Here is a 17,913-nt window from a genome sequence, read left to right as displayed (position 1 = left end):
TCCTCGGTGCTTTTCTTGTCGCCGATCAGGCCAGCCCGGCCGATGCCTTGCGCACCGCCGCGCGGTAGGTGTCCTTGTGCACGTAATAGGCCATGCGTTCGAGCTGCAGGTACTTGAAGCCGCCCGACAGGTCGGGCGGCGGGCCCTGCACCGCGGCCGTGAAGGCCTGCGCGGCCGGCGAGCCAGCATCGAGCGCCTTGAAATAGCGCGCCACCAGCTCGGCCTGCTCGTAGCGGCCCTGCCAGCCGATGCCGCTGGCCTCGATCATGCCCAGCACGGCCAGGCGGTGCCGGCCGGGCGCAAAGATGTTCAGGTGCAGGCGCGGCGCCATGCCCTGCCAGTTGAGCAGCTCACGCGCGATGAAGGGGTAGTGCAGCGTGTAGCCGGTGGCAGCCAGCACCATGTCGTAGTCCTGCTGCGTGCCGTCCTTGAAGTGCACGGTGGGGCCGTCGAAGCGGGCAATGTCGGGCTTCACATGGATGTCGCCATGGCCCAGGTGGTGCAGGATGAGCGAGTTCACGATGGGGTGCGACTCGTACATCTTGTAGGTGGGCTTGGGAAAGCCAAAGCGTGTGGGGTCGCCCGTGAACCATTTGAGCACCGTGCTGTCCACCTTCTGCTTGAGCCAGGGCGGCAGCGGGCGCTTGCCGCCCAGCGTATCGGCCGGCTTGCCGAACACATACTTGGGCACGAAGTAGTAGCCGCGCCGCACCGAGATGTCCACGCTGTCGGCATAGTGCACCGCATCCACCGCGATGTCGCAGCCCGAGTTGCCCGCGCCCACGATGAGCACGCGTTTGCCCTGGAACTGCTGCGCGTGCTTGTAGGCCGAGGTGTGCAACAACTCGCCGCTGAAATGGCCCTCGAACTTCGGCATGCTGGGCTCGGCCAGCGTGCCGTTGGCGATGACCACGCCCTTGTACTCGGCCGATTCGGTGCCGCCGTCCGCCGTGGCGATGGTCACACGCCACAGGCTGTCTGCGCGCTCATCCAGCGGCTCCACCTTGAGCACGCGCACGCCGAAGCGGAAATGCCGGCGCAGGTCGAAGTGCTCGGCAAAGGCCGCAAAGTAGCGGCACAGCTCGCGGTGGCTGGGGTAGTCGGCCACGCTGTCGGCCATGGGGAACTCGCTGAACTCGGTGGTGCGCTTGCTCGATATCAGGTGGGCCGACTCGTAGACCGTGGAGCGCGGGTTGGCGATGTTCCACAGCCCACCCACATCGGTATAGGCCTCGAAACCCTGGAACGGTATGCCCAGCTTCTGCAGGTTGCGCGCGCCGGCCAGGCCGGAGGGACCGGCGCCGATAAGCGCAATCGCGCCGCGCGTGGCAGGTGTGGTGGTGTCCACGCAGGCCTGCAGGCCGGTGGTGGCGTGGCGGAGATCGTCTTGCATCTGGGGGCGTGCTCGCGGGAGGAGTTCAACGGGGTTCGGAGGGCGCCTGGGCAGAAGCCGGCAGTCCCGGGATGGCGGTGGCACCCGCCTCGCCTACGCGCGGCTTGCGCGGCTGGCCACGCAGCAGACGGTCGTAGGTGGCCGCGGGCAGGCAGGCCAGCAGGCGCGAGAGCCAGCCGATATGGCGCGGCAGCACGATGTGTTCGCGCCCGCGTGCCACGCCCGCCAGCAGCGCACGCGCGGCAGCGTCGGGCTCCATCAGGCCGGGCATGGCGAAGCGGTTGCCCGCGGTGAGCGCCGTGCGCAGGTAGCCCGGGCTCACGGTGTGCACGGACAGGCGCGTACCCCGGCATTCGGCGCGCAGGCTCTCCAGGTAGCGGATCAGGCCGCCCTTGCTCGCGCAGTAGGCGCCGTTGCCGGGCATGCCGCGCCAGCCCGCGATGCTGGCCACGCCCACCAGGGCGCAGCGCGGCCCCTGTACGGCATGTGCACGCAGCGCCTGCACGAAGGGCTGGAAGGTGGTGGCCGGGCCCAGCAGATTGATCTCCAGCATGCGGCGCATGACGACCAGGTCGCCGACCTCGCCGGTATCAAAGCCGCCCGCCACGCCGGCATTGGCCACCACCAGATCGGGCAGGCCCGCACGCGCCATCCAGTCGGCCGCCACCTGCGCCATGGCGGCGGCATCGGCCACGTCGGGCGTGTACACCGCGCAGCGCCCGGGCGCGATGGCCGCCAGCGCATCGAGCACATCGCGCTGCAGGCCCACCAGGGCCACCTGGGCGCCCTGGGCCAGCAACTCGCGCACCAGGGCCTGGCCCAGGCCGCCACAGGCGCCGGTCACGACCGCATTGCGAAACAGGGGGGAAGGTGGGGCCATGGGTGAAAAGGGTTTTCCGGAAAAGGGTTGCGCCCACTGTAGGGCAGGCCTTATAAATCCCGAAATTTTTTCCCATTTCATCTCGAAATCAGAGATTCATGACAGAAAACACGACGACTGCGGTATCCCCCGGCCTGCGCCTCTTCGACCTGCTGGAGCTGCTGGTGCGCGAGGCGCGCCCGCTGACCCTGGCCGAGGCCGTGGCCGCCAGCGGCTGGCCCAAGCCCAGCGTGCACCGGCTGCTGGTGCAGCTGGAAGCCGGCGGCCTGCTGGCACGCGAACCCGATGGCCGGCGCTACGCCCCGGCCCCGCGCCTGCTGCGCCTGGCCGAGGCCACGCTGGCCGGCAGCACGCAGCAGGGTGTGCGCCACGCCGTGCTGCGCCAGCTGGTGGCCGAGGTGGGCGAGAGCTGCAACTTCACGGCCTTGTCGGGCGCGGAGGTGGTGTACCTGGACCGCATCGAGTCGGCCTTTCCGCTGCAGATGAACCTGCGCCCCGGCACACGCGTGCCCGTGCACTGCTCGGCCAGCGGCAAGCTGCTGCTGGCTCACATGGCGGCTGGCCAGCGCAACAAGCTGCTCGACGGCCTGGCGCTGACCCGCCACACCGCCACCACGCTGACCACGCGCGCCGCGCTCGATGCGGAGTTCAAGCGCATCCGCAAGGACGACTATGCGGTCGATGCCGAGGAGTTCGTCGAAGGCCTGGTCTGCGTGGCCGTGCCGGTGCGCGGTGCCGATGGCCACAGCATCCGCTGCGCCGTGGCGCTGCAGGCGCCGGTGGCACGCATGTCGCTGGCCCAGGCGCTGGAGAAGCTGCCGAGGTTGCAGGCTGCGGCCGCCGCCCTTGCCCGCACCTGGGGCTAACCTTTTTGTGCGCGGCTTTCCGCTGGCCGCACAGGGTGATCAGGCCCATGGGAGGCAATTCGATGGGCGCGGCCAGCGCCAACACCCCGCAAATGGGCGAGGCGATTGCCGTGCGGTGGCTGCGGGTTGAGCACACTCGCACGGCATGAAACTATTGAATTGATAGCTGCAAGCCCTTTATGGATAAGCGCTAACGGCCAATTTCATTCACTTTTTTTGACGCGATGCACCTGCTGCGGTGCAGGCCTGCACCAGGGCATCGAGCGCCTGGGGCACGCTCAGCGCGGCGGTGTCCAGCACCAGGCGTTCGCCCTGCCAGGGCGCGTACTCGTGCGACAGCACCGATGCCCATGTGGGCAACACATGGCCCGGCAGATCGGCGCGGCGGCCCTCCACCCGGCGCCGGTGTTCGGCGCGGTCGGGGCACACCACCTCCACCTCGACGAGGGGCGCGCCCGCGCGCCGGGCCACATCCCGCCACGCGGCCCGCGTGACCTCCAGCGGGTTCACGCAGTCCGCGACCACGGCCAGGCCCAGCCGCAGGTTGGACTCCGCCAGCGCATACGCCACCCGATAGCCCTCGGGGCCCGCGGGCGCGCGCCCGCCACCAACGGTGCAGAGCGCCTGTTCGATGGCATCGATGCGCAGGTAGGCCGCCCCCCGCGCGGCGGCCAGGGCTTGGGCCAGCGTGGTCTTGCCGGTGCCTGGAAGGCCGGAGAAAACAATCAGCATGCGGAGGACCGAGACGTTGGAGCGGGGGCGGGACGATGGTGAGACGGCATCGGGCCACAGACTACCAGCCTGGCCCCACCCAACCCACCGGCCCACCCAGGCCGTGCGCGGCACGCCCGATAAAATCGCCGCTTTGCCCCACCTGGTTCCGCCGAATGCGCCTGCACGCCCTGTTGCGCCCCCTGGGCCTGGCGGCCCTGGGCACCCTTGCCGCCTGCGGCAGCCCACCGCCCGCCTCAAGCCCCGCCACCGCCCCGGTGGCAACACCCACCGCCACCGCGCCTGCCGCGCCCGCGCCCATCAAGGTCGGCATTGCGCTGGGTGGCGGCGCGGCCAAGGGCTTTGCGCACATCGGCGTCATCAAGATGCTCGAAGCCAACGGCTTCACGCCCGCCGTGGTGGCCGGCACCAGCGCGGGCAGCGTGGTGGGTGCGCTGTACGCCAGCGGCATGAACGCGTTCGAGCTGCAGGAAAAGGCCGTGGCGCTGGACGAAACCCGCATCCGCGACCTGCAGCTGTCTTCCGGCGGCCTGGTGCTGGGCCAGAAGCTGGAGGACTACGTCAACGAGCAGGTGCGCCGCAAGCCGCTGGAGCAGCTGCCCAAGCCCTTCGTGGCCGTGGCCACGCGGCTGGAGGACGGCCAGCGCACCGTGTTTGCGCGCGGCAACACCGGCCAGGCCGTGCGCGCATCGAGCAGCGTGCCCGGCGTGTTCCAGCCCGTCACCATCGGCAAGTTCCACTTCGTGGACGGCGGCATCGTGAGCCCGGTGCCGGTGGACGCCGCGCGCCAGCTGGGCGCCGACGTGGTGGTGGCCGTCGATATTTCGAACAAGGCGCGCGGCCAGACACCGGGCAACATGCTGGGCGCGCTGAACCAGTCGATCGCCATCATGGGCCAGAAGCTGGGCGAGGCCGAGCTGGCGCGGGCCGACGTGGTGATCCGCCCCCAGGTGCTGGACATCGGCGCGGCCGACTTCACCCAACGCGCCAGTGCCATCCTGGAAGGCGAAAAGGCCGCGCTGGCCGCCATGCCGCAGATCCGCGAGCGCGTGGCCCAGTTGCAGGCCGAGCGCGAGCAGGCCACCCGCCTGGCCCAGCAAAAGGCGGCCGAGGCGCAGCGCCAGGCCTGCCTGGACAACCGCTCGCGCCTGCAGAAGCTGGCGGGCATGGCGGGGCTGGGCGAAGCCTGCGCGGCGCCCTGAGCCTCAGCGCCGCGCCACACCACCACCCGCCGCCACCTCGCGCAGGCATTCCACCAGCAGCTGCGTCACCGGCGTCAGCCGCTGCCCGCGCAGCGTGATGAGGCCCACGGGCGGCAGATCCACCGGCACCGGCAGCGGCAGCACCGCCACCAAACCCTGCGCGGCAAAGTGCCGCGCCACGGTGCGCGCCATGAAGGCCACCGCGCCGCGCTGCTGCACAAAGCTGATCTGCGACAGGAACGACGCCGACTCGACGATGTCCTCCGGCGGGTGCAGCCCGTGGGCAAAGAACTGCTGGGTGAGCTTGACCCGCAGCGACGCCCAGGGCGGCGGCAGCACGCAGGGCGCGGCCGCAAGATCCGCCCACTGGGGCTTGCGCTTCTTTGCCAGCGCGTGCGCCGGGTGCACCACGGCCACCATGGGGTCGTCGTAGAGCGGCTCGGTCTCCAGGTCGGGGGCGGCATAGCCGGGCTCCAGCCGGCCCACGAACAGGTCCAGCTCGCCCAGCCGCAGCCGGGGCAGCAGGCGCGTGAGGTCGCCCTCGTCGATCAGCACCGTGGTGCGCCGCGACACGGCCTTGAGCCGCTCCACCGCCTGCGCCAGCAGCACCGGCGTGGCCACCACCATCGCGCCCACGCTGGTGCGGCCGCTGGCGCCGCTGGCCTCGGCGGCCATCTCGTCGCGCGTGCGCTCATACCCGGCAAGCACCGAGCGCGCAAAGCGCACCACGCTGGCACCGGCCGCCGTGGGCTCGGTGCCGCGCGTGGAGCGCTCGAACAGCGGCAGACCGAACAGGCTCTCGATCTCGGCCAGCGTCTTGGACACGGCGGGCTGCGTGACCGACAGAAACTCCGCCGCGCGCCCCAGGTGGCGAAACTGGTCCAGCGCCACCAGCATCTGCAGGTGGCGCAGCTTGAGGTTGCTGCGCAGGACGCGGTCGATCTGTGCCATCGTGGTGGACTCCGGAGGATGCAAAAACGGGGAATGGAATGCGGAATGGTTTGCCTCATTCATAACTTGATTGACATGAAGCCAGTCGGTATTTTCATTGGATTGTTATGCAGCAAGTTCCAACAATGGCGGCTCTCGATACCGATAACAGGAGACACACCGCATGCAGCATTCCACCCACGATGGACGGCGCCAGTTCGTCCTCGGCGCCCTGGGCGCCGCCACCCTTGCCGCCGCACCCGCGCGCCTGCTGGCCCAGGCCTGGCCCGAGCGGCCCATCACCTTCATCTGCCCCTGGCCGGCCGGTGGCACGGCCGACCAGACCATGCGCGCGCTGTGCACCGTGGCCGGCCGCGTGCTGGGCCAGAGCATTGCGGTGGAGAACCGCGCCGGTGCCTCGGGCATGATCGGCGCCAAGGCCCTGGCCTCGGCCAAGCCCGACGGCTACACCATCGGCCAGATCCCGATTTCCGTGACGCGCTTCTCGCAGCTGGGCACGCTGGCCGCCGACCCGCGCAAGGATTTCACCTTCCTCGCGCGCACCTCGGGCCAGACCTTCGGCATTGCCGTGCCCACCGCCTCGCCGCACAAGACCCTCAAGGACCTGGTGGCCTTTGCCAAGGCCAACCCCGGCAAGGTGACCTATGCCCATGCCGGCGTGGGCGGCGCCACGCATGTGGGCATGGAGGAATTTGCCAGCGCGGCCGGCATCCAGTTCAACCACGTGCCCTTCAAGGGCGGCGCCGAGGCGCTGCAGGGCGTGCTGGGCGGCCATGTGGATGCGCTGGCCGATTCCAGCTCGTGGGCGCCGCATGTGGAGGCCGGCAAGCTGCGCCTGCTGGCCACCTGGGGCGAGCAGCGCACCGCCCGTTTCAAGGACGTGCCCACGCTGCGCGAACTGGGCTATGACGTGGTGGTGGATGCCCCCAACGGCATCGGCGCACCCAAGGGCCTGGACCCGGCCGTGGCCGCCAAGCTGCGCGATGCGTTCAAGCAAGCCGTGGCCAGCGCCGAGTTCAAGGCGGTGATCGACAAGCTCGATGCGCCGCTGCTGTACCTGGACGGGCCGGACTACGAGAAGTATGTGAACGCCGTCTATGCCAAGGAGACGGTGCTGATCGACAAGCTCAAGCTGCGCGAGCTGATGAAGAGCTAACGAGACGCTGACCCGCAGCACCCACCGCGCGCTCCCACCGGAGCGCGCTCCCCATTCGACAACCAAGCCACCCCCATGAACGCCCCCACGGCCCCCGCCCTGCTTGCCAGCCCCTTGCTGCATCTGCACCCCAACGACAACGTGCTGGTGGCCAAAACCGCGCTGGCGCTGGGCCAGGAGATTCCCGAGCTGGGCGTGCGCACCCGCGCCCAGGTGCCTGCCGGCCACAAGATCGCTGCGCGCCGCATTGCGGCGGGCGAGCAGGTGAAGAAGTACGACACCGTGATCGGCGTGGCGGCACGCGACCTGGAGCCGGGTGACTATGTGCACAGCCACAACCTGCAGCTGGCGGACTACTACCGCGACCCGGCCTTCGGCACCGATGTGCGGCCCGTGGACTATGTGCCCGAGGCCGAGCGCGCCACCTTCGAGGGCTATGTGCGGCCGGGCGGCGGCGTGGGCACGCGCAACTTCATCGGCATCCTGTCGTCGGTGAACTGCTCGGCCACGGTCATCAAGCGCATTGCGGCGCACTTCACGCCCGAGCGGCTGGCCGCCTACCCGCATGTGGATGGCGTGGCCGCCTTTGCCCAGACCAGCGGCTGCGGCATGTCGTCACCCAGCGAACACTTCGACGTGCTGCGCCGCACCCTGGCTGGCTACGCACGCCACCCCAACCTGGCCGGCGTGCTCATCGTGGGCCTGGGGTGTGAACGCAACCAGGTCGATGCCCTGGTGGACTCGCAAGGGCTGAAGGAAGGCCAGCTGCTGCGCACCCTGGTCATGCAGGACGTGGGGGGCACCCGCGCCACGATCGAGGCGGGCATCCGCGCGATTGAAGAAATGCTGCCCATTGCCAACGAAGCGCGGCGCTCCACCGTGAGTGCCAGCCACCTCAAGATCGGGCTCGAATGCGGCGGCTCGGACGGCTTCTCGGGCATCACCGCCAACCCGGCGCTGGGCGCGGCCATGGACATCCTGGTGCGCCACGGCGGCACGGCCATCCTGAGCGAGACGCCCGAAATCCACGGCGTGGAGTTCATGCTCACCCGCCGCGCCATCACCCCCGAAGTCGGCCAGAAACTGCTGGACCGCCTGGCCTGGTGGGAGCAATACACCGCAGGCCAGAACGCCCAGTTCAACGGCGTGGTGGGCCACGGCAACCAGGCCGGCGGCCTGGCCAACATCTTTGAAAAATCGCTGGGCAGCGCGATGAAGGGCGGCACCACGCCCCTGCGCGCGGTGTACGAATACGCCGAGCCCATCACCGAGCACGGCTTTGTGTTCATGGACTCGCCGGGCTACGACCCGGTGGCCTCCACCGGCCAGATCGCCAGCGGCGCGCAACTCATCTGCTTTACCACCGGGCGCGGCTCCATGTTTGGCAGCAAGCCCGCGCCCACCATCAAGCTGGCCAGCAACACGCCCATGTTCACCCGGCTGGAGGAAGACATGGACATCAACTGCGGCGTGGTGATCGACGGCGAATGCACCGTGGCCGAGCTGGGCCAGCGCATCTTTGATCAGATCCTGCGGCACGCCAGCGGTGACCAGACCAAGAGCGAACTGCTGGGCCTGGGTGACCATGAGTTCGTGCCGTGGCACCTGGGGATTGTGAGTTGACCCTCGGATTCGCCTGCGACGCATTACTCCCAAAAGCATAGCTACAAATGCATGATGGATAAGCGGTGAAGGCCATTTTTCTTCGAATATTCATGCCCCTGACCCTGACCCGCGCCGACCTAGTTCGCAGCGCCAACTTCATCGCCGGCCAATGGACGCCCGGCCCCGGCGCCCTGCTGGCCGTGACCAACCCCGCCACCGGCACCCCCATCACCTCAGTGCCCGACTCGGGCGCCCACGAAGCCCGCGCTGCACTGGATGCCGCCCACGCCGCCTTCCCTGCCTGGCGCAAGGTGCCGGCCCGGCAGCGCGCCGCCATCCTCAAGCGCTGGAACGACCTGGTGCTGGCCCACCAGGACGACCTGGGCGCGCTGATCTCGATGGAACAGGGCAAGCCGCTGGCCGAAGGCAAGGGCGAAGTGGCCTATGCGGCCAGCTACATCGAATGGTTTGCCGAAGAGGCCACGCGCATGAATGGCGAGCTCATTCCCGCGCCCGTGCCGGGCCGCCGCATGTTCGCGCTGAAAGAGCCCGTGGGCGTGGTGGCCGCGATCACGCCGTGGAATTTTCCGGCCGCGATGATCGCGCGCAAGATCGCGCCCGCGCTGGCCGCAGGCTGCACCGTGGTGTGCAAGCCGGCCGAGGACACGCCGCTGACCTCGCTCGCGCTGGTGCAACTGGCCCACGAGGCCGGCGTGCCAGCGGGCGTGCTCAACATCGTCACCGCCTCGCGCGAGAACACGCCCGCCGTGGTGGACGTGTGGCTGGATGACAGCCGCGTGCGCAAGATCACCTTCACCGGCTCCACCCCCGTGGGCAAGCACCTGGCGCGGCGCAGCGCCGACACGCTGAAAAAGCTGTCGCTGGAGCTGGGCGGCAACGCGCCCTTCATCGTGTTCGAAGACGCCGACGTGGGCGCCGCCGTGCAGGGTTTCATGGCCGCCAAGTTCCGCAATGGCGGCCAGACCTGCGTGTGCCCCAACCGGGTGTTCGTGCACCGCGCGGTGTTCGACGCATTTGCGGGCCAGCTGGCCGCCGCCGTGGCGGCCTTGCAGGTCGGCCCGGCCAGCCACCCGGCCTCGCAGATCGGCCCGATGATCAACGACCGCGCGGTGGAAAAGATCGAGCGCCATGTGCAGGACGCCGTGGCCCGGGGCGCCACGGTGCTCACCGGCGGCCAGCGCCTGCCCCACCTGGGCCCGACCTACTACGCGCCCACCGTGCTCACCGGCGCCACCGCCGCCATGGCCTGCGCCTGCGAGGAGACCTTCGGCCCCGTGGCGCCGCTCACGGTGTTCGACACCGAGGCCGAGGTCATCGCCGCCGCCAACGACACGCCCTTTGGCCTGGCCGCCTACTTCTACAGCCAGGACGTGCGCCGCATCTGGCGCGTGGCCGATGCGCTGGAGACCGGCATCGTCGGCATCAACGAAGGCGCGCTGGCCGCCGAGGCCGCGCCCTTCGGCGGCGTGAAGGAATCCGGCTACGGCCGCGAAGGCTCCACCCACGGCCTGGACGACTACCTGCACACCAAATACGTCTGCCAGGGGCAGCTGGACTGAACCCGAGGAAGCACCATGCCCGCACACAACCCCTTCAAGACGGCCCTGGCCGAACGCCGCCCGCAGGTCGGCCTGTGGCTGTCCATGGCCGACCCGTACCTGGCCGAGGTGTCGGCCACCTGCGGCTATGACTGGCTGCTGATCGATGGCGAGCACGCCCCCAACGACGTGCGCAGCACGCTGGCCGCGCTGCAGGCCGTGGCCCCGCACCCGGCGCAGCCGGTGGTGCGCGTGGTGGAAGGCAGTACGGCCCTCATCAAGCAGATGCTGGACATTGGCGCGAAAACGCTGCTGGTGCCCATGGTGGACACGGCCGAGCAGGCGCGCGCCATCGTCGCCGCCACGCAATACCCGCCGCTGGGTGTGCGCGGCGTGGGCAGCGCCGTGGGCCGCGCCTCGCAGTGGAGCGCCCGCAGCGACTACCTGGGCGTGGCCGACGACGAGGTCTGCCTGCTGGTGCAGGCCGAAACCGTGACGGCGCTGCAGAACCTGGAGGCCATCTGTGCGGTGGACGGCGTGCACGGCGTGTTCATCGGCCCGGCCGACCTGGCGGCCTCCATGGGTCACCGGGGCAACCCCGGCCACCCCGAGGTGCAGGCCGCCATCGAGGCCGCCATGCGCACCATCATCGCCAGCGGCAAGGCCGCCGGCACGCTCACGTCCGACCCGGCGCTGGCACAGCGCTATCTGCAGCTGGGCTGCACCTTTGTGGCGGTGGGGGTGGATGTGCTGCTGTTCGCCCAGGCCGCGCGCACGCTGCGGGGCCGCTTCACCGGCTCTGCCCAGCCGGCCGCGCAGGCCCCGGGCGCCGCCTACTGAGCGAGCGCGGCGCGCGGGCCACGCGCCCGCTGGTGGCCAGGCGCACTCCGTGCCCGTACCATAGGGGCAAAGGGCCACGCCCCCACCAGGGGCAAAGGGCCAAGCCCCAACGCGCATGTCCATCGATCCCCTGTCCCTGCTCCTGGTCGCCGGCAAGAGCTTCCTGCTGGTGCTGGCCACCTTGCTGCCCATCCTGAATCCAGCGGCCACGGCGCCGATCTTCCTCGGGCTGACCGAGGGCGCCAGCGACGACACGCGCCGCCTGCTGGCCCGGCGCATTGCGACCAACATGGTGGTGCTAATCACCGGCGCGATGCTGGTGGGCTCCTATGTACTGGACCTGTTCGGCATCTCGCTGCCCATCGTGCGGGTGGCGGGCGGCTCGCTGATCGCCGCCAACGCCTGGCGCCTGCTGGCCGTGGGCCCCTCCACGCGCGACAGCCGGCAGGCCCTGGCCGATGCCTTCACGCCCGAGATGGCCCGCACCCACGCCTTCTACCCGCTCACCTTCCCGATCAGCTGCGGCCCCGGTTCACTGGCAGCGGCCATCACCATCGGCGTCACGCTGCATGAAGACCAGCTGGCACCGTCGCTGGCCCGCATCGCCGGGGGCTTTGGCGGCCTGGTGGTCATCGGCTGCGTGCTGTTCGTGGCGTTCCGCTACGCCACACAGCTGCTCAAGCCGCTGGGCGAGACCGGCACCACGGTGTTCCTGCGGCTGAGCGCCTTCATCCTGCTGTGCCTGGGCGTGCAGATCGTGTGGGACGGCATCAGCGAGCTGGTGCGCGGCCTGTGACGCCCGGCCGGCCACCCGGTATGCCCGCGCACCCCATGCCTCCTGCACCGGTCAGCACGCGACACGGACACGGGCGCAAGACCGCCGCCTGCGCCAGCACCGGCATCGCGCGGGCCATGGTGGGGGCGGTGGCCAGGCCCGGCTGAAGGGCCGCGCGGGCCCGGCCCCAAAGAAACGCAGGCCACCGGTGCGCGGGGGCCTGGCGGGTGGACCGATCGCGCGGCGGGTGGTTCACGCCGGCGTGTGCGCAGCTCAGCTCCCCGCCACCTTCATCCGGTTGATCAGCACCGATCCCACCGTCTTGGCGCCGTAGTTGTAGGCGTCCGCGCCCACGGCCTCGATGCCCTTGAGCATGTCCTTGAGGTTGCCCGCGATGGTGATCTCGTGCACGGGGAAGGCGATCTTGCCGTTCTCCACCCAGAGGCCGCTCGCGCCGCGCGAATAGTCGCCCGTCACGTAGTTCACGCCCTGGCCCATCAGCTCCACCACAAACAGGCCCGTGCCCAGCTTTTGCAGCATGGCGTCGAGGTTGTCGCTGGCCTGTGTGAGCCGCGAGGTCATCACCAGATTGTGCGAGCCACCCGCGTTGCCCGTGGTCTTCATGCCCAGCTTGCGGGCCGAGTAGCTGCTGAGGAAGTAGCCCTGCACGCGCCCGCCCTGCACCACCTTGCGCGGCGTCACGCGCACGCCCTCTTCGTCAAACGGCGAGCTGCCCTTGCCGCCCAGGATGAAGGGGTCTTCGAGGATGTCGATGTGCTTGGGGAAGACCTGCTTGCCCAGCGAGTCGAGCAGGAATGTGCTCTTGCGATAGAGCGCACCGCCGCTCACGGCCTGCACGAAGCCGCCCAGCAGGCCGGCGGCCAGGGTGGATTCGAACAGCACGGGGCACTGCGTGGTGGGGATCTTGCGGCTGCCCAGGCGGCTCAGCGCGCGCTGTGCGGCGTAGCGGCCCACGGCCTCGGGCGAGGCCAGGTCGGCCGCGTTGCGCATGGAGCTGTACCAGGCGTCGCGCTGCATCTCGGCGTTCTTGCCCGGCAGCGACGCGATGGGAGCGACCGAGAAGCTGTGGCGCGAGCTGGCATAGCCGCCGCGAAAGCCTCGCGTGTGGGCGCTGAAGAAATGGCTTTGCTGGGCCGACACGCCCGCGCCTTCGCTGTTGGTGATGCGCCGGTGCGTCTTGAGCGCGGCGGCCTCGCAGGCCTTGGCCATTTCGGCGGCCGCCTCGCTGGTGATGGCCCAGGGGTGAAAGAGTTGCAGGTCGCGGTGCGTGTCCTCGGGCGCGATGTCGTCGGCGTCGGGCAGACCCGCCACGGGGTCTTCGGCCGTGAAGCGGGCGATGTCATAGGCCGCCTGCACGGTCTGCTCGATGGCCTGGGGCGAAAAATCGGACGTGCTGGCATTGCCCCGGCGGTGGCCGATGTAGACCGTCACGCCCAGGGACTTGTCGCGGTTGCGCTCCACGTTTTCCAGCTCGCCCTTGCGCACGCTGACCGACAGGCCGCAGCCCTCGGACGCCTCGGCGCCTGCATCCGTGGCACCCAATTTCTTGGCATGCGCCAGCGCGCGGTCCACCAGCTCTTCAAAAAACGGGCGGCTGTAGCTGAAGCCGCTGTCGGGGGTGCGCTGGGCGCTGTCGGAGGGTTTGTTCATAGCGGCGGCTATGATACTTGCCGCTGTGGCGCGCTCTGCGCCACTGGTTTTTTCCCCTCCCCATGTCACGCAAACCCAAAAAAGGCTACTTTGTGAAGGGCCACTTCGTTGCCGAGGGCAGCGAACTGGACATTCAGCTCAAGGCCGAACTCAAAGGCACGCCCGACGCCAGCCGCACCGACCTCAAGCGCGAGAGCGATGAACTGCAGGACCTGGGCAAGGAGCTGCTCAGCCTGCGCGCCGACCTGTTCGACGCCGTGGGCCTGCCCGACAAGCTGGTGGACGCGCTGGCCGAAGCCCGGCGCATCACCAATTTCGAAGGCAAGCGCCGCCAGATGCAGTACGTGGGCAAGCTCATGCGCAAGCTCGAACCCGAACTGGTGGACGCCGCCCGACAGGCGCTGGAAGAGCAGCGCAAGGGCTCGGCCACCGAAAAGCTGCAGCTGCACCTGGCCGAACAATGGCGCGACCGCTTGATTGCCGACGACGACACGCTGGCCGCCTGGATGGCCGAGCACCCCACCACCGACACGCAGCAACTGCGTGCCCTGGTGCGCCAGGCGCGCAAGGACGCCCAGCCTGCGGGCAAGGAGGCCAACGTGCAGGCGTCGCAAGGCCTGGCGCCGCGCAAGGGCCGCGCCTACCGCGAGCTGTTCCAGTTGGTGCGCGAGCACCTGGGCGGCACGGGCACGGCAGAGGCCAGCGACACCGACGAGGACCCCAGCGATGAGTGAGCTCCAGCATGACGCGGTGAAGATCGGCATCGTCTCCATCAGCGACCGCGCCAGCAGCGGCGTCTATGAGGACAAGGGCTTGCCCGCACTGCAGGACTGGCTCACGCGCGCGCTGCACAACCCCATCCAGTTCGAGCCGCGCCTGATTCCCGACGAACAGGCCGGCATCAGCGCCACCTTGACCGATCTGTGCGACGTGGCAGGCTGCCACCTGGTGCTGACCACCGGCGGCACCGGCCCCGCGCTGCGCGACGTGACGCCCGAAGCCACGCTGGCCGTGGCGCACAAGGAGATGCCGGGCTTTGGCGAGCAGATGCGCCAGATCAGCCTGAAGTTCGTGCCCACCGCCATCCTCTCGCGCCAGGTGGCGGTGATTCGCGGCCGCAGCCTGATCATCAACCTGCCCGGACAGCCCAAGGCGATTGCCGAGACGCTGGAAGGCCTGAAGGACGCCGCAGGCCAGCAGGTCGTGCCGGGCATCTTTGCCGCCGTGCCCTACTGCATCGACTTGATCGGCGGGCCGTACCTGGAAACGCGTGACGAGGTCTGCAAGGCGTTCCGTCCCAAGACCGCCATCCGCGCGCCGCGCACGGCCTGAGCATCAAAAAATCAAAGAAAAATAGCTGCCAGCGCTTGTGTACCAAGCGCTGGCAGCTATTTTTTTGATAGTGCCGGAAACAGGCGGCCCAGGCCTTACTTGCCCACCAGCTCGTTGAGCTTGCCGGCCTCGAACTGCTCCTTGATGGCGGCGTCACCGGGCACGCAGTCCTTGGCCTGCTGGCTGGTGGCCGAGAGCTTTTCGATGGCCTGCCAGAGCAGCGCAATCTGGTGCTCTTGCGACGAGGCGTTGTCGATCAGGCCGCGCATGGCCTGCGAGAGCGGGTCGTCCTCTTGCGTGATGCCATAGGCCGTGAACTTGCGCGCCTGCTGCGGCTCGGTCACGTCGGCGCTTTCGCCGGCCTTGGACGGGATGATGCGCGCCGGGATGCCCACGGCCGTGGCGCCGGCCGGCACGGGCTTGATGACCACGGCATTGCTGCCGATCTTGGCGCCGTCGCCCACCTCAAAGCCGCCCAGCACCTTGGCGCCCGCGCTCACCACCACATCGCGGCCCAGCGTGGGGTGGCGCTTGGCGCCCTTGTACAGCGAGGTGCCGCCCAGCGTCACGCCCTGGTAGATGGTGCAGCCGTCGCCGATCTCGGCCGTCTCGCCCACCACCACGCCCATGGCGTGGTCGAAGAACACGCGCTCGCCGATCCTGGCGCCGGGGTGGATCTCGATGCCCGTGAACCAGCGCGCAAAGTGCGAGATGAACCGCCCCAGCCATTTGAGGCCATGCGTCCAGCACCAGTGCGCGGGGCGGTGCAGCCAGATCGCGTGCAGGCCCGGATAACAGGTGATCACCTCCCACGTGCTGCGCGCGGCAGGGTCGCGGTCGAGGATGCACTGGATATCGGAGCGCAGGCGGGCGAACATTGGTTGTGGTTATTTGTAAATGGGTGGGACAGTCTATCGTTTCGCCTCGGCCGCCTCGATCATGGCTTTGGCGACACCTCGCAGGATGTGGATTTCCTCGGGGGCCAGCTGCGCGCGGTTGAAAAGCTGGTTAAGGCGGGGCATGAGCTTCTTGGGCGCGGCGGGGTCCAGAAAGCCGATGGCGGCGAGCGCCTGCTCCCAGTGGGCCAGCATGCCGGCCACCTGCGCGGCGTCGGCCTGCGCGCGGGGCGGCGTGGCGCTCTGCACGGCAAAGCCGCCCAGCGCCTGGCGCCATTCGTAGGCAATCACCTGGATGGCCGCGCCCAGGTTGAGCGAGCCGAAGCCCGGGTTGGTGGGAATGGAAAGCGCCACGTGGCAGCGGTACACGTCCTCGTTGGCCATGCCGAAGCGCTCGGACCCGAACAGGAACGCCACGCCCGACGGGGCGGCGGGGCGGTCACCGTCTTGGTCAGAAATTTGACTGTTTTCGGCCTCCAGCGCTTTACCATCCAGCGCAGACAGCTCTCCTTTTAATAGCATCTCGAAATGCTGACGGGGCGCGGCAGCGGGGGGGCCAAAGTCGCGCGGCGTCATCGCCGTGGCGCACAGGTGGCTGATGCCGTCCAGGGCCTCATCCAGCGTGGCCACGATGCGGGCGTTGGCCAGCACATCGAGGGCACCACTCGCGCGCTGGATGGTTTCTTCGCGCCGCAGCACATTGGCCCAGCGGGGCGCCACCAGCACCAGGTCGTCAAAGCCCATGGTCTTCATGGCGCGGGCGGCGGCGCCCACATTGCCGGCGTGGCTGGTGTTGATCAGGACAAAACGGGTCTTCATGGGCGGGACAGGGCTGCGGAACCAGCAGCCGGTTAGGCGAAAAAAGGCACTGCGGGTAAAATCCCGCCCTCCATTGTCGCCGCCCGCATCGCCGGGCCGGGTCCGACCTCCCGCTCATCCTGCTACGCAGACGCGCGCGCCACGCCGGCCGCGCGCTGCCCACCACCACAATTTATGTCGTCCAATCTGCACCCCATGCTCAACGTGGCCATCAAGGCCGCACGCGCCGCCGGCGCCCTCATCAACCGCGCGGCCCTGGACGTGGAATCGGTGCGCATCTCGCAAAAGCAGATCAACGACTTTGTGACCGAGGTGGACCACGCCTCCGAGCAGGCCATCATCGAGACCCTGCTCACGGCCTACCCCGGCCACGGCATCCTGGCCGAAGAGTCGGGCAAGGAATACGGCGCCAAGCATTCCGAGTTTGTCTGGATCATCGACCCGCTGGACGGCACCACCAACTTCATCCACGGCTTTCCCGTCTACTGCGTGAGCATCGCGCTCTCCGTGAAGGGCAAGATCGAACAGGCCGTGGTGTACGACCCCACGCGCAACGACCTCTTCACCGCCACCAAGGGCCGCGGCGCCTTCCTCAACGAGCGCCGCATCCGCGTGAGCAAGCGCACCCAGCTCAAGGACTGCCTGGTCTCCACGGGCTTCCCCTTCCGCCCGGGCGACAACTTCAAGAGCTACATGAACATGATGGGCGACGTGATGCAGCGCACCGCCGGCATCCGCCGCCCCGGCGCCGCGGCGCTGGACCTGGCGTATGTGGCAGCCGGCTTCACGGATGGCTTCTTCGAATCGGGCCTGTCGATCTGGGACGTGGCAGCGGGTTCGCTGCTGGTGACGGAGGCCGGCGGCCTGGTGGGCAACTTCACCGGCGAGGCCGACTTTCTGGAGCAGCGCGAGTGCCTGGCCGGCAACCCGCGCATCTACGGCCAGCTGGTGCCCATCGTGGGCAAGTACAGCAAGTTCGCGAGCGCGGGCGACAAGGCGGCTGTGCGGCAGGCCGCTGCGGCCGATGCGCCTGCGGGCGCGGAGGCTGATGCAGCGGCGGATGCCGAATCCAGCGCGGCCGAAGCCGCACCCCAGGCCGACACCGCCAAGGGCGAAGACGCGCCGTTCTGACGGCTTGCATCCCCATACCCGTTCGTGCTGAGCCTGTCGAAGCCTCGCGCAGCGCTTCGACAAGCTCAGCATGAACGGGTGGAGTGGGCTCGTTCCACCTGGTAA

The 17,913-nt window shown here is 69.1% G+C and carries 17 protein-coding genes; 10 read left to right on the top strand and 7 right to left on the bottom strand.

Annotated elements, in window-relative coordinates:
• Positions 1-25: 25 nt before the first annotated feature.
• Together ACOQFS_RS21970 and ACOQFS_RS21965 are read right to left on the bottom strand one after the other, a co-directional pair.
• The gene (locus ACOQFS_RS21970) at positions 26-1,393 is read right to left on the bottom strand and encodes a flavin-containing monooxygenase (RefSeq protein ID WP_421564928.1); all 1,368 of its coding nucleotides are present in this window, start codon (positions 1,391-1,393) and stop codon (positions 26-28) included.
• A gap of 25 nt (positions 1,394-1,418) precedes the next feature.
• On the bottom strand, positions 1,419-2,273 hold the full coding sequence (locus tag ACOQFS_RS21965; protein ID WP_421564927.1) for an SDR family oxidoreductase: 855 nt from the start codon (positions 2,271-2,273) through the stop codon (positions 1,419-1,421).
• A gap of 98 nt (positions 2,274-2,371) precedes the next feature.
• Between ACOQFS_RS21965 and ACOQFS_RS21960 the strand changes: the two genes are divergently transcribed.
• Positions 2,372-3,139: an IclR family transcriptional regulator gene (locus ACOQFS_RS21960; protein WP_421564926.1), complete on the top strand. Its 768-nt coding sequence runs from the start codon at positions 2,372-2,374 to the stop codon at positions 3,137-3,139.
• A 207-nt stretch (positions 3,140-3,346) separates the two neighbouring features.
• Here ACOQFS_RS21960 and ACOQFS_RS21955 read toward each other — a convergent pair whose 3' ends face one another.
• On the bottom strand, positions 3,347-3,871 hold the full coding sequence (locus ACOQFS_RS21955) for an AAA family ATPase (RefSeq protein WP_421564925.1): 525 nt from the start codon (positions 3,869-3,871) through the stop codon (positions 3,347-3,349).
• Positions 3,872-4,026: 155 nt separating this feature from the next.
• Here ACOQFS_RS21955 and ACOQFS_RS21950 point away from each other — a divergent pair, with 155 nt between their 5' ends.
• Positions 4,027-5,073, top strand: a complete 1,047-nt coding sequence (locus ACOQFS_RS21950) for a patatin-like phospholipase family protein (protein ID WP_421564924.1) — start codon at positions 4,027-4,029, stop codon at positions 5,071-5,073.
• A 3-nt stretch (positions 5,074-5,076) separates the two neighbouring features.
• Here the strand turns inward: ACOQFS_RS21950 and ACOQFS_RS21945 are convergent, their stop codons facing one another.
• On the bottom strand, positions 5,077-6,024 hold the full coding sequence (locus tag ACOQFS_RS21945; protein WP_421564923.1) for a LysR substrate-binding domain-containing protein: 948 nt from the start codon (positions 6,022-6,024) through the stop codon (positions 5,077-5,079).
• A gap of 163 nt (positions 6,025-6,187) precedes the next feature.
• Here ACOQFS_RS21945 and ACOQFS_RS21940 point away from each other — a divergent pair, with 163 nt between their 5' ends.
• The 5 genes from ACOQFS_RS21940 to ACOQFS_RS21920 all read left to right on the top strand — a co-directional run bounded on the left by ACOQFS_RS21940 (position 6,188) and on the right by ACOQFS_RS21920 (position 11,980).
• Positions 6,188-7,180, top strand: a complete 993-nt coding sequence (locus tag ACOQFS_RS21940; protein WP_421564922.1) for a tripartite tricarboxylate transporter substrate binding protein — start codon at positions 6,188-6,190, stop codon at positions 7,178-7,180.
• Between the two features lie 75 nt (positions 7,181-7,255).
• The gene (locus tag ACOQFS_RS21935) at positions 7,256-8,803 is read left to right on the top strand and encodes a UxaA family hydrolase (RefSeq protein WP_421564921.1); all 1,548 of its coding nucleotides are present in this window, start codon (positions 7,256-7,258) and stop codon (positions 8,801-8,803) included.
• Between the two features lie 92 nt (positions 8,804-8,895).
• Positions 8,896-10,365: an NAD-dependent succinate-semialdehyde dehydrogenase gene (locus tag ACOQFS_RS21930; RefSeq protein WP_421564920.1), complete on the top strand. Its 1,470-nt coding sequence runs from the start codon at positions 8,896-8,898 to the stop codon at positions 10,363-10,365.
• A gap of 15 nt (positions 10,366-10,380) precedes the next feature.
• The gene (hpaI, locus tag ACOQFS_RS21925; RefSeq protein ID WP_421564919.1) at positions 10,381-11,184 is read left to right on the top strand and encodes a 4-hydroxy-2-oxoheptanedioate aldolase; all 804 of its coding nucleotides are present in this window, start codon (positions 10,381-10,383) and stop codon (positions 11,182-11,184) included.
• Between the two features lie 115 nt (positions 11,185-11,299).
• Positions 11,300-11,980: a MarC family protein gene (locus ACOQFS_RS21920; RefSeq protein WP_421564918.1), complete on the top strand. Its 681-nt coding sequence runs from the start codon at positions 11,300-11,302 to the stop codon at positions 11,978-11,980.
• 252 nt (positions 11,981-12,232) lie between these two features.
• On the opposite strand, the gene pmbA is transcribed toward ACOQFS_RS21920, so the two are convergent.
• On the bottom strand, positions 12,233-13,630 hold the full coding sequence (gene pmbA / locus ACOQFS_RS21915) for a metalloprotease PmbA (RefSeq protein WP_421564917.1): 1,398 nt from the start codon (positions 13,628-13,630) through the stop codon (positions 12,233-12,235).
• Positions 13,631-13,692: 62 nt separating this feature from the next.
• Here pmbA and yjgA point away from each other — a divergent pair, with 62 nt between their 5' ends.
• Both yjgA and mog read left to right on the top strand, forming a co-directional pair.
• Entirely contained in the window at positions 13,693-14,364 is a 672-nt protein-coding gene (gene yjgA, locus ACOQFS_RS21910) for a ribosome biogenesis factor YjgA (protein WP_421564916.1), read from the top strand.
• Positions 14,357-14,962, top strand: a complete 606-nt coding sequence (gene mog / locus ACOQFS_RS21905) for a molybdopterin adenylyltransferase (RefSeq protein WP_421564915.1) — start codon at positions 14,357-14,359, stop codon at positions 14,960-14,962. Before yjgA ends, mog begins: the two co-directional genes overlap by 8 nt.
• A 95-nt stretch (positions 14,963-15,057) precedes the next feature.
• On the opposite strand, the gene cysE is transcribed toward mog, so the two are convergent.
• Together cysE and ACOQFS_RS21895 are read right to left on the bottom strand one after the other, a co-directional pair.
• A complete protein-coding gene (gene cysE / locus ACOQFS_RS21900; RefSeq protein WP_421564914.1) occupies positions 15,058-15,840 on the bottom strand; it encodes a serine O-acetyltransferase in 783 nt (260 codons plus the stop codon).
• 33 nt (positions 15,841-15,873) lie between these two features.
• Positions 15,874-16,677 carry an RNA methyltransferase gene (locus ACOQFS_RS21895; protein WP_421564913.1) on the bottom strand — a complete coding sequence of 268 codons (804 nt, stop codon included), beginning with the start codon at positions 16,675-16,677 and terminating at the stop codon, positions 15,874-15,876.
• 174 nt (positions 16,678-16,851) lie between these two features.
• On the opposite strand from ACOQFS_RS21895, the gene ACOQFS_RS21890 reads away from it, so the two are divergent.
• Positions 16,852-17,808, top strand: a complete 957-nt coding sequence (locus ACOQFS_RS21890) for an inositol monophosphatase family protein (protein ID WP_421564912.1) — start codon at positions 16,852-16,854, stop codon at positions 17,806-17,808.
• Positions 17,809-17,913 lie beyond the last annotated feature (105 nt).

The sequence above is a fragment of the Paracidovorax sp. MALMAid1276 genome (assembly GCF_049198005.1).
Classification (GTDB): Bacteria; Pseudomonadota; Gammaproteobacteria; order Burkholderiales; family Burkholderiaceae_C; genus Acidovorax.
Note: the sequence above shows the minus strand (reverse complement) of the source record. Positions and strands in the feature narration are given on the sequence as shown.

Excerpts from the sequence above, each read along its gene's own strand:
- ACOQFS_RS21970 (WP_421564928.1), bottom strand. The coding sequence starts at position 1,393 with ATGCAAGACGATCTCCGCCACGCCACCACCGGCCTGCAGGCCTGCGTG.
- ACOQFS_RS21965 (WP_421564927.1), bottom strand. The coding sequence starts at position 2,273 with ATGGCCCCACCTTCCCCCCTGTTTCGCAATGCGGTCGTGACCGGCGCC.
- ACOQFS_RS21960 (WP_421564926.1), top strand. The coding sequence starts at position 2,372 with ATGACAGAAAACACGACGACTGCGGTATCCCCCGGCCTGCGCCTCTTC.
- ACOQFS_RS21955 (WP_421564925.1), bottom strand. The coding sequence starts at position 3,871 with ATGCTGATTGTTTTCTCCGGCCTTCCAGGCACCGGCAAGACCACGCTG.
- ACOQFS_RS21950 (WP_421564924.1), top strand. The coding sequence starts at position 4,027 with ATGCGCCTGCACGCCCTGTTGCGCCCCCTGGGCCTGGCGGCCCTGGGC.
- ACOQFS_RS21945 (WP_421564923.1), bottom strand. The coding sequence starts at position 6,024 with ATGGCACAGATCGACCGCGTCCTGCGCAGCAACCTCAAGCTGCGCCAC.
- ACOQFS_RS21940 (WP_421564922.1), top strand. The coding sequence starts at position 6,188 with ATGCAGCATTCCACCCACGATGGACGGCGCCAGTTCGTCCTCGGCGCC.
- ACOQFS_RS21935 (WP_421564921.1), top strand. The coding sequence starts at position 7,256 with ATGAACGCCCCCACGGCCCCCGCCCTGCTTGCCAGCCCCTTGCTGCAT.
- ACOQFS_RS21930 (WP_421564920.1), top strand. The coding sequence starts at position 8,896 with ATGCCCCTGACCCTGACCCGCGCCGACCTAGTTCGCAGCGCCAACTTC.
- hpaI (WP_421564919.1), top strand. The coding sequence starts at position 10,381 with ATGCCCGCACACAACCCCTTCAAGACGGCCCTGGCCGAACGCCGCCCG.
- ACOQFS_RS21920 (WP_421564918.1), top strand. The coding sequence starts at position 11,300 with ATGTCCATCGATCCCCTGTCCCTGCTCCTGGTCGCCGGCAAGAGCTTC.
- pmbA (WP_421564917.1), bottom strand. The coding sequence starts at position 13,630 with ATGAACAAACCCTCCGACAGCGCCCAGCGCACCCCCGACAGCGGCTTC.
- yjgA (WP_421564916.1), top strand. The coding sequence starts at position 13,693 with ATGTCACGCAAACCCAAAAAAGGCTACTTTGTGAAGGGCCACTTCGTT.
- mog (WP_421564915.1), top strand. The coding sequence starts at position 14,357 with ATGAGTGAGCTCCAGCATGACGCGGTGAAGATCGGCATCGTCTCCATC.
- cysE (WP_421564914.1), bottom strand. The coding sequence starts at position 15,840 with ATGTTCGCCCGCCTGCGCTCCGATATCCAGTGCATCCTCGACCGCGAC.
- ACOQFS_RS21895 (WP_421564913.1), bottom strand. The coding sequence starts at position 16,677 with ATGAAGACCCGTTTTGTCCTGATCAACACCAGCCACGCCGGCAATGTG.
- ACOQFS_RS21890 (WP_421564912.1), top strand. The coding sequence starts at position 16,852 with ATGTCGTCCAATCTGCACCCCATGCTCAACGTGGCCATCAAGGCCGCA.